13 protein-coding genes, 2 rRNA genes and 1 pseudogene are annotated in these 14,564 nt (G+C 43.1%); 7 read left to right on the top strand and 9 right to left on the bottom strand.

The features are described from left to right. The 7 genes and pseudogenes from Q0986_RS22275 to Q0986_RS22245 all read left to right on the top strand — a co-directional run. A pseudogene (locus Q0986_RS22275) lies at nt 1-123 on the top strand (ISKra4 family transposase); the annotation flags it as partial. Nucleotides 124-563: 440 nt separating this feature from the next. Further along, the gene (locus Q0986_RS22270; protein WP_299416259.1) at nt 564-1,391 is read left to right on the top strand and encodes an FkbM family methyltransferase; all 828 of its coding nucleotides are present in this window, start codon (nt 564-566) and stop codon (nt 1,389-1,391) included. Nucleotides 1,392-1,660: 269 nt separating this feature from the next. After that, on the top strand, nt 1,661-2,446 hold the full coding sequence (locus Q0986_RS22265) for a hypothetical protein (protein ID WP_299416255.1): 786 nt from the start codon (nt 1,661-1,663) through the stop codon (nt 2,444-2,446). Nucleotides 2,447-2,513: 67 nt separating this feature from the next. After that, nucleotides 2,514-3,245, top strand: coding sequence for an FkbM family methyltransferase (locus tag Q0986_RS22260; protein ID WP_299416252.1), 732 nt, complete (start codon nt 2,514-2,516; stop codon nt 3,243-3,245). Nucleotides 3,246-3,257: 12 nt separating this feature from the next. Then, complete coding sequence (locus Q0986_RS22255; RefSeq protein ID WP_299416247.1) at nt 3,258-4,169, top strand: hypothetical protein; 912 nt, start codon at nt 3,258-3,260, stop codon at nt 4,167-4,169. Between the two features lie 362 nt (nt 4,170-4,531). Beyond that, entirely contained in the window at nt 4,532-5,242 is a 711-nt protein-coding gene (locus tag Q0986_RS22250; protein ID WP_299416243.1) for a class I SAM-dependent methyltransferase, read from the top strand. A 324-nt stretch (nt 5,243-5,566) separates the two neighbouring features. After that, nucleotides 5,567-5,791 (top strand): hypothetical protein, encoded by a 225-nt coding sequence (locus Q0986_RS22245; protein WP_299416263.1) that lies wholly within the window; start codon nt 5,567-5,569, stop codon nt 5,789-5,791. Between the two features lie 233 nt (nt 5,792-6,024). Here Q0986_RS22245 and Q0986_RS22240 read toward each other — a convergent pair whose 3' ends face one another. The 9 genes from Q0986_RS22240 to Q0986_RS22200 form a co-directional block, all read right to left on the bottom strand. Next, the gene (locus Q0986_RS22240; RefSeq protein WP_299416239.1) at nt 6,025-7,428 is read right to left on the bottom strand and encodes an ATP-binding protein; all 1,404 of its coding nucleotides are present in this window, start codon (nt 7,426-7,428) and stop codon (nt 6,025-6,027) included. Beyond that, entirely contained in the window at nt 7,394-8,071 is a 678-nt protein-coding gene (locus Q0986_RS22235) for a response regulator transcription factor (protein WP_299416236.1), read from the bottom strand. Before Q0986_RS22235 ends, Q0986_RS22240 begins: the two co-directional genes overlap by 35 nt. 149 nt (nt 8,072-8,220) lie before the next feature. Continuing rightward, on the bottom strand, nt 8,221-9,492 hold the full coding sequence (locus Q0986_RS22230) for a DUF4168 domain-containing protein (protein WP_299416228.1): 1,272 nt from the start codon (nt 9,490-9,492) through the stop codon (nt 8,221-8,223). A 248-nt stretch (nt 9,493-9,740) separates the two neighbouring features. Further along, nucleotides 9,741-10,046: a hypothetical protein gene (locus Q0986_RS22225; RefSeq protein WP_299416225.1), complete on the bottom strand. Its 306-nt coding sequence runs from the start codon at nt 10,044-10,046 to the stop codon at nt 9,741-9,743. Nucleotides 10,047-10,226: 180 nt separating this feature from the next. After that, nucleotides 10,227-11,171 (bottom strand): ribonuclease Z, encoded by a 945-nt coding sequence (locus tag Q0986_RS22220; RefSeq protein ID WP_299416222.1) that lies wholly within the window; start codon nt 11,169-11,171, stop codon nt 10,227-10,229. A 182-nt stretch (nt 11,172-11,353) separates the two neighbouring features. Further along, nucleotides 11,354-12,958, bottom strand: a complete 1,605-nt coding sequence (locus Q0986_RS22215; protein WP_299416219.1) for an NCS2 family permease — start codon at nt 12,956-12,958, stop codon at nt 11,354-11,356. Next, a complete protein-coding gene (locus Q0986_RS22210) occupies nt 12,959-13,885 on the bottom strand; it encodes a metal-binding protein (protein WP_299416216.1) in 927 nt (308 codons plus the stop codon). It abuts the gene before it with no gap. Nucleotides 13,886-14,010: 125 nt separating this feature from the next. Then, nucleotides 14,011-14,127, bottom strand: a 5S ribosomal RNA gene (gene rrf, locus Q0986_RS22205). 66 nt (nt 14,128-14,193) lie between these two features. Beyond that, a 23S ribosomal RNA gene (locus tag Q0986_RS22200) occupies nt 14,194-14,564 on the bottom strand; the annotation flags it as partial.

Raw genomic sequence — 14,564 nt, 5'->3', positions numbered from 1 at the left:
GCTATCAAACAGATTAGTCGCAGAGTCAAAATTTCAGGGGCGCAGTGGAATGAAAGCAATGTCCCGCAAGTGCTTGCACATCGGTGTGCTTATCTCAATGGCTTAATTGGAATGCAAAGGTGACATGCTCCCAAGATAGTTTATATTTCAAGTACACTACTGTCGACTGGTGACAATCTCAACACTCATACCAAAGAAGCGTTCTATTAGATGTTTGAGCCTGGGCATACTAGACAATTAGTGCAATGTCTCTAACAACTCTGGTGCTTTGTACACAAAGAATGACTCCACTCAAAGTATTATGATGACTTTTCCATCTTCAAAGGGATCATTCAACAGTGTATCGACTAGTGAAATAGAGCAGATAGGGAAACTAACCAGCTTCCTACAAGCTGTAGTCTTTTAAGAGAGTGAATGAATATAGTAGCCGTCTAGAGTATGTATTCCAAAGGCTATTGTCAAAAATCAATCTTCATCTATCCTATACTGCTTTAGTTGTACCCTATAAAAAGTTCTAACCACCAATTTAGCCAATCAAAAAAACTTTTCTATAGCAAGCAAGAATGAACATTAAACTACTAATCATTAAGATCATACGGCGAATAAAAACTTATATTTGGCGAATAAAAGTCAAATCCAATCCCAATGAAGTTCATATTTTCACCCTTGCTAATGGTGCCAAATTTTCTTATCCATTAAATACTGCTGTTGGCTGCAATTTATATAGAAATAATTTTGAAGTTCAAGAGTTAAGTTTCTTTGAACGCTCAATTCAAGAAGGCAGTGTAGTTTTTGATATTGGTGCTAATGGCGGATTATATTCACTTATTGCCTCTCGAAAAGCAGGAAAGTCAGGTAACATCTACGCCTTTGAGCCAGGAAAAGCTGAATTGGAAATTTTGCATCGCAATTTAAGCATTAATTCATGTGACAATGTTGAAGTTATTGAAAAAGCTGTTTCCGATCATAGTGGTCAGTCTAAATTCGCCATTTCTAAAGATGGTGCAATGAACTCACTGATGGAAACGGAGCATCTATACCAATCAATTACTCATTGGCAAACTATTGAATTAATCTCTTTAGATGCATTCATACAGCATAATAACATCAGTAAAGTTGATTTTATTAAAGTCGATGTTGAAGGTGCCGAAGAGTTAGTGTTTAAGGGCGCCACAAAACTCTTAAGTTCTCCATCCCCTCCTACTCTACTATTTGAAGGCTGCAATAGCACATTAGCTACCTTTGGGTGCTCAGCTGAAGATCTGATCAACGGTATTCAAGAATTTGGTTTTTCCGTATACAGCTTAAACTTTAATGGTGAGCTTATACCAGTAAGCGAGAATAATCCAACCATGAATGGGAAAATTTATAATTTTATTGCAAAAAAATAGATTAAAGCTTTCCTAGTCTAATTTCTTTTAAATGAGTATTCTTTAAATCAAATGGCTGCTTTCTCTGATTAAACATGGCTCTAAATAACAAGTGCTTGCGTTGTTTAACTTCTTCTGTTGAACCATTCTTGAGTGAATACGTTGTTGCTAGTGTTGAGTCTCATTTATTACTGAAGCTAACAAGCTCTTCTGACCATCAAAATTTCTGGTTAATCAGATTCGTGTCAAGAGTTGCCAAGAAGAGTGGTTTACTGTTTAGGTTACCCAATTTGTCCAAGCGCAAAGCATATATAGTGGTTCTCATGGGAGTAGGAAGAATCTACCGTATATTTCCCATTTGTTATTGGAATGAAATCATCCCATATTGTTATGACTGTTGGCCAAGCACATGGCCAGCATGGCAATCTTTCTTTATTAAGAATAAGGTGAAAGCAGCTTTCTTCACATCAAAACAAGCAGCTTTACACTTTTCTTCAATCAACTCTCAAATGTATTGCAAATGGCTCCCAGAGGCAACCTACTCAGATGATTATCTTCCTCAGAAGAAGCTTAAGCATCGGAATATTGATATTCTGGAACTAGGCAGAAGGTATTCTCTATATCATAAATCCATTGTCAATTATTGCTCTCAGTATGGGTATAAACATTTATACGAGGAAAAGGCTAGTGAAATTTTATTTCCCACAACTCAGCAACTCATTGAAGGCTTTGCAGATAGCAAGATATGTCTCTGTTTCCCCGCAGCTCTCACTCATCCAGAAAAAGCCCAAGGTGTAGAAACCGTTACTCATAGATACTTTGAATCTATGGCCTCCAAGTGTTTAATAGTGGGGAAATGCCCTGGAGAGCTACTAGAAATATTTGGATATAATCCAGTAATAGAAGTTGATATGAAAAATCCTTTTCAGCAACTGTTAGGCATTCTTAATACTATTAATAGTTATCAAGACCTAGTCAATAGCAACTATGAACGTTTGTTAGAGATAGGGACATGGGAAGTCAGAATACAAGAGATGGTAGATATACTCACTAATGAGTTAACTTACTGTCTGTAATAATATTGTTTACAAATCAAGTCTAAATTCGTTTACTGTTTAATTTTCCATCAAATTCCTTTTAGGCATGAAAATCTCTACTATCCTTCACTCTGCAAGTAAGTATTTACAGTATCCTGAATTACTAATGCTGAGACGTAAGGGAGTTACTGCTTCTCAATACTCTCGATATGGCCAAAAGTGGATTAAAGACTTAAATCTGCAAGCGATTTTTGATATCGGAGCAAACGTTGGCCAGTCTGCAATTGCTTTTCATGCACTTTTCCCATCAGCTCAAATTTATTCATTTGAACCTGTTCCTGACTGTTTTGAAACCCTTAAAGCCCGGACACGCGGAATCTCAAATATTCATGCTTTTAATACAGCCCTAGGAACTATTGTTGGTGAAATGGAGTTTGAAAGGAACGAATTTCCCGCTTGTTCTTCTTTCTTACCACTCAGCAAATCTCACATAACATTATTTAATTACGCTGTTCAAACTAATACCATCAAAGTTCAAGTTGACACTTTAGACAATTTCGCATCTCAATGCACTCTCCCCTCACCAATTATGCTCAAAATTGATGTTCAAGGATTTGAAGAAAAAGTGCTTAGGGGTGGTGAAAGTTTAGTGCGTAGATCAAGCGTATTAATTATTGAGACTTCTTTCAAAGCGTTATATGAAGGTCAACCTTTATTTAAGGATATCTATTCAATTCTTCAAAGCTGGGGGTTTGAATATGCTGGATCGGTAGAAAATTTACAAGATCCTATAACAGGTGTGATTCTACAGTCAGATTCTATCTTTCGCAAGCTATGAGTATATTTTCAAATGATCTCAAGCTCAAACCACTGCATTCAAAACTTAGTGATTTGTATTCCTGCTCACAACCCTAGCCAGGAATTAGTTAATGCATTGAAATCTATCGATACTCACGTACGGGCATGGTGTAGAGATCAAAACATTATATGTACTTTACTCATAACAAATAGTGGAGTACCAATAAATATTAATGGTTACTGGCAAGGAGACTTCAAAATCTTCAAAGTACCTTCCCATTTTTATTGGAGTGCAGCGGTTCAGTTCCTATTCACCCAAGCAAAATCATTTAATCCAACTCATATTCTTTTAATGAATCATGATATTCTAGCAGAGTCTACGAGTTTCTTAGAGATTGTTGAACTTTTGTCAAAGTATCCAAAAGCAGTTATCTCTTCTATTAGTGTTACCAGCCGCGATCGCATCATCGAAAATGCTGGTTTTCTCTACAAAAATGGAGCCTTACCCTTTTCTAACCCTTACTGTGAAAAGCCTTGCAAGTCTTTACCTAAGGAGCCATACCAAGTAGACTCATTAAACGGTCGCTTTGTCTTGTTTCCAGTCGAAGCAGCAAATCCTAATTTCTTAGTCCCACATTTAGTGCCTCACTACTTCGCAGATACTCTCCTATCAGCTAATGCAAGACGAAACGGTTTTTCATTAGTCATCGCACCTAAATCTATTATTTTTTCAGCTCAGCATGACACAGAATTTAAACGTTCTAGACAGCGTTGTGATACTCTTCAAGGACTTTTTAGATGCTTATTTACCCCCTATTCCTATCGATATATTTGGGGAGGGTTTTGGGGACAACTAATGTTGGCAGATAATTTCATTTTGGGCGTAATAATATCCATAAAATATACTTCAGGACGAATCATAAAATCTTTCTTAGAGTACTTTGGAATTATTACGCCGCTTTAGCGACTTCATAAATTATTGAATGTTTCACAATTTCTAATACATGCCTTACATACCCAGAATATTCAAGAAGCTAAACTTCTCAATAGAAACCTCATGATTTAGCTAATAGTTATCCAAAAAACTTTATCCATCCAAATGATGAGACATCTAAATCTATCGTAGTATATCCTTAAAAAAATATTTTTATGTTATTCCATAGATGTGTTTATTGTGGTGGAGCATTAAAACCTTTTAGATCAGAACCATTAAGCTGTGCTTATGATGAGATCAATCTATCTGCACATCTTAAATCTGAAAAATCACCAACACTCAGCTCTGGGAAATGCATATCATGTCAATCCATTATTGCCAATGATTTTCGGATGTCTGACGAAGTTGATATTTTAAATGCTTATACCCAAGCTCCTTCAGCTTACGTATCTAGGGACCAAGACTTTCAGGGTAATCTTCCTTTCTATAAGACAATAGAAAAATTAATTAATCCAAAAGCTAAGCCCATGACTATATGTGATGTTGGATGTAATAGTGGTCAATTTCTAAGATCGCTCGATGAATCTTGGGATAAATTTGGTGTTGAACCGGGTTCACTCGCACTGCAGTTACTAGAAGATCAGTCCATCAACACCCATCAAGGCACCTTAGCAAACAGTCCATTTCCCAAACAATCAATGGACTACATTACTTATTTTGATGTTTTTGAACATCTCCCAAACCCAAAAGAAGAAATTGAAATTGCCAAATCATTTCTCAAACAGAATGGAAAATTAGCGATTTTAACGGGTAATTCAACCAGTATGACCGCCAAAGCTGCTGGACCTACCTGGACATACTTAAGCCATGTAGGTCATATTTCAGTGCCATCAGAAAAAGCCCTTACACAAGCCTTATCTCTATCGGGTTTTACCAAGATAGAGACACTGAAATTAAGTCACCCATATTCCAGAAGCTTTTTCGATTGGCTGATCCTCCTCACACTCAGTAAAATTTTAGGAACCCCTGCCAGAATAAAGTTTTTCAATAGACGTTGGACAGTACCTCTATTCCAAGATCATATGCTAGTCATAGCCAGCTAATTGCACAATCACTCTAGAATGACTGCTCTCTTTGCTAAATTCAATGGCTAGATTCGAGCGCCCATTCCGCAACACACCTTATTTCACCTTACTTACAAAAACTCGTACAAAGCAATATTCAACATTTTCTAGTTATTTTCTTTTCTCCGGGAAAACCACGAGAAACGCCGCCCTCCACTAAGCCCAAGCTCAGTAATATTGCTATCAGGAGAAACCACTAGGAATTGGGGATACCCTAGGACGGTAAATCCGTGATAATCCTGTTTCAATCTGAATCACTTTAGCAGATGATAAAAGAGAACTCAGGAAAAAAGCGGGGAAATGATGTTAACCAGCCTATTAGCCGAAGCATTAGCAGTTACCTTTGATAACTTGACCATGACAGCAACGATCTTAGACTGTGCAGAAGAAGCAGCAGAAGATCTAGGCCCGGAAGCCAGACAAAGACTGGCCCTTGTTCATACTGGCTTAGCAATGGCGATTCAGGGTATGGAATGCGATGAACTCCAACAACTGATCAAACAGTCTGAACTTTTTTGTGACTATTAAATCTCTGCGACTCTGCGACTTTCTTGATTTGATAGCTTAATCCAGCTAGTCGACCAAAGATGCAGCTTTTCAACCAATCCACAACGTTACTCAACCCATTCTTACAATTTGACTCACACAACTAAACCTGAATTCGGGATAATCTACCCCCCTTATTCGTGCGTTGGCCGGAACCTTTTTACTTGTATACATAGAAGTATCTCAGAAATAGGTTGAGCCCAAATAGGAGTGACTTAGTCTGCTTTCGAATGCGCATAAGTACTTTTCGGGACGAGTTGAATAGGAGAAGGAGAAGACATTTCCATTCTTTCCCATTGCACAGTGGGTAGATATACCTTGAAGCAACTCCCTACTCCTACCTGGCTTTGAATCGTAATCTTACCTTTGTGGAGCTGGGCAATAGACTGAGCAATAGCTAAGCCTAAACCTAATCCGCCTTGCTGACGCGCTCTGGACTTATCAACTCGATAAAATCGATTGAAGATAAAGGGAATTTGTTCTTTGGAAATACCAATTCCTGTATCTTCCACACTAATGACGGTAGCGTAGTTAGCGCGGTTAACTGATAAAGTCACGGTTCCGCCAGAAGGTGTATAAAGGACTGCATTTCGGAGAAGATTTGAGAACAATCTAGCCAACTGCATTGCGTCCCCCACAAGCGTCATCGGCACAATACCTTGACTCACCAGATTAATTTCCTTAGCCTGGGCAGAAGGTTCCAAAAAATCTATTAAATCCCTGAGCACTTCGTCTAAGGCAACTCTTGTCCACTCTCGTCTGGCAGTCGGGACAGACGTATCTGTACGAGCCAGAAATAACAAATCCTCGACTAATCGATTCATTTGAGCAGTCGCACTAGAAATAGCAGCTAGCTTCTTGGCATCTTTAGGATGAATTCTCTCTGGATGATTCATCATCACCTCCACAGAGGTTTTGATAACAGTCAGAGGAGTGCGTAGCTCATGAGAAGCATCCGCTGTAAACTGCTTCAATCTTAAAAAGCTTTGTTCGACAGGCTTCAGAGAATACTCCGTAAGCCACAACCCACCAATCCCTACCAGTCCTAAGGCAATGGTCCCACCCACACCTAAGCCCCAAAGCAGCCTGTATTGAGCTTTTTCCACAGGGGCAATCGATTGACTAGCCCGAATGTAGCCCACCAGCACAGGGCGGCGTAATGTATCTGCATCACTATGCACAGAGATAGTGTAGGCTCGCACCTGAAACGCTTTGTGCTCTGGAATCACTCGAACAACAATATTTTGTTCTCTTAACTTGGGTGGTAAATGAAGCGTAATCGCTCCTTTACGGGCTAGCAATCTACCGTCCGCCGTAAACCACTCCAAACTATGGCGATCGCGGTTGAAAATATCTCGCCAAGGCACCTTATCTACTTTGTCTAGATAGGGCTTTCCCTCTTTTGTAATCTCAGAAAGAGATAGCGCTGCTGATTGGGCTAAGGTCTGCAGCTCAGCATCAATTTGTGCATACAATCTACGGCTCACAAACACATAGACTTGGACGCTAAAAACGGTCAAAATTGCTGCCATTACCAGTAAGTAAGACAGCAATAAACGCCAGCGTAAGCCCTGAAATAGAGGATTACGAAACCTGTTTAAGACGATAGCCAAAACCATAGACCGTTTGAATTAAATCACTTGGAGCCCCTGCCCCTTTTAACTTATGCCTTAACCCTTTTATATGGGCTTTCACTGTATCTTCTTCTGGCAAAACCTCATACGCCCACAAATGCTCTAAAATTTGGGCTCGACTAAAGACTCGACGTTTATTTCTTAAAAACAGCTCCAGCAAGCTGTATTCTTTAGGCGTTAAGGCAAGCAGTTCCTCACCGAAAAAAACCTCACAGGTATTAGGATTCAACCGTAAGTCTTCCCATTCCAAAATAGGAGGAGACGTCATGGGACCTCGACGTAACAGCGCTCGAATTCTGGCTGAGATTTCCTCTAATTCACAAGGTTTAACCACATAATCATCAGCCCCGGCATCTAATCCATCTACTTTATTGGACGTTGTATCCCGAGCCGTTAGCATCAAAACCGGAATATTGGAACCTTGGGCTCTCAACTGCCGACAGAAAGTCAAACCATCCATTTTAGGTAGCATGACATCCAACAAAATCAAGTCATAGGTAAAGGCTTCTAATAGTTCCCAACCCATTTCACCATCATGGGCAATGTCCACTGCATAATGCTGATCTGTTAGATCCTCTGCCAGCGCTTCTGCAATTCGCTCATCATCCTCGACCAGTAGAAGTTTCATATCTTTATTCCTCCCATTGAAATTGAATGGGATGATCTAACCTGTTTGCCGATGCCCCATATAGAAAACATTACGACAAACTGGACGTGTCGTAATGTTTTCTTATCAAGAATCGACTGTCACACTCATTTTAGAACCACTGTAAGGCTCTAATTCGTTTGCAACATCTGTTGAACTTTAGTTCTCAGATCCTGATCCTGACGAACAGCTGCCAAGATTTGGCTAAACCGCTGCGGTTCCAACCCTTGAGAGCGAATAATTTGCTCTTGCTCAGCTTGTCCCTTTTGTTCAATGGCTTGAATCTTAGTCATTGCCTGCTCAAAAGACTGCTTTTCCTGATCCGTAGCTTCTACAGCCGGCGCATTGGCTTGCTGACCATTGTACAGAGCATTGAACTTATCTTGGCTCAGCCCAGATTGTCCAATGATCTGGGTAATTTCCCCTTTAGTGTTTTGTTCAACACTACTCAACTGAGGAATAGCAGTTGCAAACTGTTTAAGCTCTGTGTCAGAGATATTAGACTGTGCTTCCGGTTCAGCTCCAGCTTCGGGTTTTAGATCCTCTGCGGTAGGTGAAGCAGCAGGGGTACTACTAGCAGGCTGCTCTGCAGGCACTGCCCCTTCAGGTGCAGCTTCCTCAGCTGGAGTAGCAGGCGTTACACCTGTAGGTTCAGGCGATTGTGAAGCCCCACCTTCAGGATCTGCGACAGGCGGTGTGTCAGTGGGAGGAGTGACGGTAGGAGGAGTCGCTGTGGGAGCTTTCAGTACAGGCGGTTGTTCAGCACCCCCTTCTGCAGCATCAGTAGCAGCAGCATCTGCTGGGTCAACAGCAGCTGGCGCATCGCTTGCAGCAGGCTTCTCAGCACCGCCTTCTGCAGCATCGGTAGCAGCAGCATCTGCTGGGTCAATAGCAGCTGGCGCATCGCTTGTACCAGGCGTCTCGGTGGGCTCAGCCACTTGTGGAGACTCACCTTCAGGACCTGCGACAGGCGGGGTTGCAGTAGGAGCTTTCAGCACAGGCGGTTGTTCAGCACCCCCTTCTGCAGCATCGGTAGCAGCAGCATCTGCTGGGTCAATAGTAGCCGGCGTATCGCTTGCAGCTGGCGTCTCAGTGGGTTCTTCAGCACCTCCTTCTGCAACAGAATTTTCTGCAGCGTCGGTGTCTGCTGAGTCAACAGATGGAGTATCACTGGCAGCAGGCGCCGTTCCTTCAGTCGCAGAACTATCGACAAGCTGGCTATCAGCTTCGACAGTTGCATCAGCCTCTGCTAACAAGTGCTCCAGTGTATTGCTCGCTTTGTTAGCCGTCAACAGTGAGGATTGGCTGGCAAGCGCAGGTAAACTGGCCAAAACACTGATGCTTGTGACACCAAGTAATGTGGGGAAGAATCTTAGGGTTGATAAATACTTCTGAGTATTCATAAGTACTCCTTAAATTAGTTCATTGACTTTTTGTTCTAGAGTGATTTTTTGTAGATCTAAGCTCACCGTTTTTTCACATTTGCGCTGTACGTAGTGATCCAGGTTTTTCAGCAAATGTGTAATTTCTTCGTTCGGCAATCTTTGATCGTTTTAAGTTACCTTCATTCAGGCACTATGATTCCTCTAAATAGACCATTCAGCCGTTCTTCGGTTGAAGACAGCTGAATGGGAAAGGAGTGATGTTATTCCTAAGGAGCTTGAGGATCAGTTGCATCAGTAGATTCAGATGCATCTGGAATGGCAGGCACCTCAGCATCAGGAGCCTCAGCGTCAGGAATAGCAGGAATGTCAGAAGCATCAGGTGCAGTCACATCAGTATCTGCATCGGGAGCAGGTGGATAGTTGGGACTTTCAGTGTCTTCTAACTCAGCACCACCTTGAGGAGCATCAACTTGGCTCCCAGGTTGTGTTGGATTTTCACTAACCGTCTCACAAGCACCTAATAACGTAGCCAGTCCTAAAGTTAGCAATACAGGGATGAGTTTGAGCTTCACTTCTAATACCTCCTTCAAAGTGAGAAAATCGAAGTTTCTTTAGAACTCCTTCAGACTCTGAGCATAAATTTAAAAAGTGAAGAAAATGAGAAAAGACTCATTTTGCATCCCAGTTTGCAGAGGCAAATCCGTTAGATCCAAGAGTATGCTTAGGCTTTTCAGCTGCACATGAAATAACATTTATCCTGCTGAAAACGTGCGACGAGGAACTGAGTAGTGAAGAAAATCATGAGCAAGTTCGGTATGAGGAAAAATCGCACTGGCTTCGAGCAATAAATCTTGTAAGGCAGTGGAGCTATTCGGTGCATAGCGAGGGCTAAAATGCGTGAGGAACAGCTTTTTAGCCCCTGCAGCTTGAGCAACTTGAGCTGCCATTGTGGAAGTTGAATGTAGTCTCTGATAAGCTAACTCGGCTTCTTGATGAGCAAAGGTTGCCTCGTGAATCACAACATCTGCATCCATTGATAGTTCAACAGCTTCTGGACAATAAATTGTATCTGTGCAGTAGGCAATTTTACGGCCCACTTCAGAAGGGCCACAAAACTCATGTCCAGTGAAGGTTCGTCCATCAGGTAAGGTTATGTCTTCTCCTCGTTTCAGACGTCCATAAAGTGGACCTGCAGGAATGCCAAGACTTTCCGCTTTATGGGTATCGAAGCGACCAGGGCGATCGCATTCTTGTATCCGATAGCCAAAGGCAGGGACCCGATGCTTTAGAGGAGCACAGATAACAGAATAGTCTGGGTCAGAAAAGACCACACCAGGGCGAACGGTATGCACTTGAATAGGATAAGAGAAATGCGTTTGTGAGTATCGTCGGCACGCTTGCAAATAATCCTCCAATCCAGGCGGACCATAAATATCAATGCGCTCTGTATTACCCGCCAAGCCGCAACTCGCCAACAATCCCATCAAGCCAAAAATATGGTCCCCATGCATATGAGTAATAAAAATGCGCCTAATCTGGCTGCTTTTTAAGTCACTACGCAGCAGTTGATGTTGAGTGCCTTCACCACAATCAAATAGCCATATCTCTGCGCGTTGGGCTAGCCGGAGAGCCATACTAGATACATTGCGCGATCGCGTAGGTACACCAGAACTCGTACCTAAAAAGGTAATTTGCAAAGCTTGACTATCCTTTCACCCGAATCTACTCTTACCTCTATTTTCCCCTATCATTGTGGTACTCTATGGCACGAATTATTCAATGGACTCTACCCCAACTCCAACCAGGCAAAGAGTTTTTTGAATAAGCTGCCATACAACACCTTCCACCGCAAATCTAAACTCTCACTCTCCAAAGGAACCTAAATGATCTGGTTCTGCTTGTTGCGTTTATGCAACCAAGCTGCAAAAACGAACAAAATTGCCAACAACAAATAACTCAAAGCCCAATCTCTTCCAGTTCCCCATCCCAAGTTCACCACTGTATCCGTTGGGGTCCAAGCAAAACTATGAATGAGTCCAACCCAAGCTAAAATGGATGCCCCTAAGGCCCAAAGAGCCGCTAGGCCAAATTTCTGCTCAATGATATAGACCGTAATGGCAGCTAAAATCATTGCCAGCAGAATAACGCCTTGCTCTAGAGCAAACGCTCCCTCAATGAACGTATCGCTCATCTTAAAATTTTCCACTAAAACTTCTGGTTGAAAAGGCTGTTCAGGTGTGCCGACTCCAGCAACACGCATACTATTTTTGGCCATCAATGCCCCCCATGCAGCAATTCCTGGCATTAATCCAACCACCACTGCTGGTGCATGAGCTTTAGGCGTTGCAGTAAAGCCCTGAGCCACAATCACGATGCCAATCCAAAGCACAATCGCCATACCCGCATCAATAGGCACCAAATAAGTAATCACCCCCAGCGTGCCGCTTAAGCACAAAATCCCCATAACCAAACCATTGAGCCATGAATAGCCAACCCGAGCGCCCATATCCTTCCAACCGGGGTGGCCAATATAGATTGTTGTGGGAAAACAAGAGCCACATACCGCAGCCACTAACGTTCCGATACCATTAGCAGCCAAGCAAGGAGCGGTAGGATACCGATCACCTGCTGCCTCTGCACTCTCCAGATTTTGCAAGCTGCCCACCAAATTAAATAATCCCATTGGCAAAATGATGCTGAAATATTTACTCAACACACCAGCTTGCTCCCAAATCGATCCCATCCAAAACTTTGGAAGATAAAAACCTAAGGGTTGCATCGCTTGTTCAAACACCGCCGGATCCCATTGAACAAATCCAGTGGCCCAAGCAAGCACCATCCCCAATAAAACCGACAACAACCCTCCTGGAAGGCCAAAATCAACCTGACCAAAGTAAGTCAACAGAATCACTCCCAACGGCAGCAAGCCCACAATGGGATTTGCAAAAGTACGCAGCAAAAACCCTATAGCAATGAACGTTAACGCAATCCCCCCCAAGGTTGAGAGCATTGCTGCCCGAGGCGCTACCTGCCTCAGTCGATTGCCAATCCAAGCACCTGCTAATTCAATCAATCCAGAGCCTAAACAGGCCACTAACCCTGCTTGCCAAGCAATCTCAGCTGCTTGAGGAGGGGCCATCCCTGATGCCAGAGCATCTAACTTGACAGGCAGCATGACCAAAAATATGTAGGCAAACAGGCTAACAGTATTGATGCCATAGGGAAGTGCTGTTAAGTCATCTCGTCCCTCTCTCAGTCCTTGCCGATAGGCCAACCAACTGTAGTAGACATTTCCTAAGATCAAACTCAGGGCAACGCCTGGAAGGATTCGGCCATAGACCAAATCCGCACCAAACCCCAGGACACCCTGACATAAACCTACAATCAATAAGATTTGGACAATATTATCAATCGCTAATCCAAAAAAACCATCGATATCTTTACGGACAAACCAACTCGGCGTTGCACTGGCTGGTTCCGTCATTTATTCGCTCTCCCGGCTCAACATTGCCTTCATCATGGCACTCTGACTGACCCTTTGATAAATCGTTCGCAAACAATCACTAATCAGAGGATCGCCTCCCGTTTTACCCGCAGAAGGTAATGGCAGGGGACCCAATACATCCAAAACCGTTTCACTAGTGGGTGGCGGCGTAATGACCACCAAAGAGGGATCCAACTGCTGGTCATAACGCCAAAAGTTGGGTTTAACTTGAAATGCCAAAGCTTGGGGGACATCGGCATTTTTAGGCTCATCTTCTTCACTCTCAGAGCCTACACTCCTCATCTGTCGTAAGTCTTCTACAATGCTTTGCTTGGTTCGTCCTCGAAGCTGCAGCAAAATAAAAGGATCTTGACTAAAGTAATCACCTAGTAAATAGTACACAGCCCCAATATGCTTACAAGGATTAACAGGATCAGGGCAAGAGCATCGACTATGGATATCAAACTTACTAAAAGGGAATAAGCTTAGACCACTCGCAGTAAAAGCCTCCTCAATATTTTGGGGCATTTCGCCAGCGAGAAGTTTTGCTGCAAAGATAGCCCGCTGAGACATCTCTTCAATCACAAATCCCCACTGTTCATCCGTAAACGAGTCAAGTGCTAAGGAAACCTTATAAGGTTGTTCGGCAGTTCCTTGAACCCGTGCAACGACCTTGGGACCGTTGAATTCCAATTTCAGTACCCGACCTTCACGAACGTAGTTACGAGCCCGTTCTAATCGTCGACGCCAACCAAAGGACTCTAGTACATCAACCCATCGTTGCGCCCACCATTCTCGTTTTCCAAGAACATTAGCCTCACTAGGCTGGCCTTCAGACGATTTCGCGTTTAAGGAGACCAATCGAGGAGCGGAAGAAGACTCTTCCTTAATCCCCTTAGCAACATTTTGAGAGAACTGTTCAGGCATAGGGCATATCCCCATCAATTTGATTGAGTCTGACCGATTTCAAGCTGGCAAACCAGAATCCACAGCAAACTTTCCTAACAAAAAAGGTAGACCCCCTCAAATGAGAAGGTCTACCTCGAATATTAACCTGGCACCGAGCTATTTTTCCAGGGGGCTACCCCCCAAGTATCTTCGCCGCTACAGCGTTTCACAACCGAGTTCGGGATGGATCGGAGTGGGTCCACCGTGCAATAAGCACCAGGAAGACTATTAGGGTTAAAACCCTGAAGACTGCATAGCTAAATTCTGTCAAACAACCAACAAATCATGAGGTCAAGCCCTCGGTCTATTAGTACGGCTCGACTGCACGTGTTACCACGCTTCCATCTGCCGCCTATTAACGGGTCGTCTTCCCGTGACCTTACTGGCTTATGCCATGAGAGCACTCATCTTGAGGTGGGCTTCCCACTTAGATGCTTTCAGCGGTTATCCGCTCCGCACTTGGCTACCCTGCGTTTACCGTTGGCACGATAACAGGTACACCAGCGGTGCGTCCCTCCCGGTCCTCTCGTACTAAGGAGGGATCCTCTCAATGCTCTTACGCCTACACCGGATATGGACCGAACTGTCTCACGACGTTCTGAACCCAGCTCACGTACCGCTTTAATGGGCGAACAGCCCAACCCTTGGGACGTACTAC

It is taken from the genome of Acaryochloris sp. IP29b_bin.148 (genome assembly GCF_028285565.1).
Classification (GTDB): Bacteria; Cyanobacteriota; Cyanobacteriia; order Thermosynechococcales; family Thermosynechococcaceae; genus Acaryochloris.
The sequence above is the reverse complement of the archived record's forward strand: the minus strand, read 5'-3'. Positions and strand labels throughout refer to the sequence as shown.

Bases quoted from the DNA above. Each gene is read 5' to 3' on its own strand.
- Q0986_RS22270 (WP_299416259.1), top strand. From the start codon at position 564: ATGAACATTAAACTACTAATCATTAAGATCATACGGCGAATAAAAACT.
- Q0986_RS22260 (WP_299416252.1), top strand. From the start codon at position 2,514: ATGAAAATCTCTACTATCCTTCACTCTGCAAGTAAGTATTTACAGTAT.
- Q0986_RS22255 (WP_299416247.1), top strand. From the start codon at position 3,258: ATGATCTCAAGCTCAAACCACTGCATTCAAAACTTAGTGATTTGTATT.
- Q0986_RS22250 (WP_299416243.1), top strand. From the start codon at position 4,532: ATGTCTGACGAAGTTGATATTTTAAATGCTTATACCCAAGCTCCTTCA.
- Q0986_RS22245 (WP_299416263.1), top strand. From the start codon at position 5,567: ATGTTAACCAGCCTATTAGCCGAAGCATTAGCAGTTACCTTTGATAAC.
- Q0986_RS22240 (WP_299416239.1), bottom strand. From the start codon at position 7,428: ATGGTTTTGGCTATCGTCTTAAACAGGTTTCGTAATCCTCTATTTCAG.
- Q0986_RS22235 (WP_299416236.1), bottom strand. From the start codon at position 8,071: ATGAAACTTCTACTGGTCGAGGATGATGAGCGAATTGCAGAAGCGCTG.
- Q0986_RS22230 (WP_299416228.1), bottom strand. From the start codon at position 9,492: ATGAATACTCAGAAGTATTTATCAACCCTAAGATTCTTCCCCACATTA.
- Q0986_RS22215 (WP_299416219.1), bottom strand. From the start codon at position 12,958: ATGACGGAACCAGCCAGTGCAACGCCGAGTTGGTTTGTCCGTAAAGAT.
- Q0986_RS22210 (WP_299416216.1), bottom strand. From the start codon at position 13,885: ATGCCTGAACAGTTCTCTCAAAATGTTGCTAAGGGGATTAAGGAAGAG.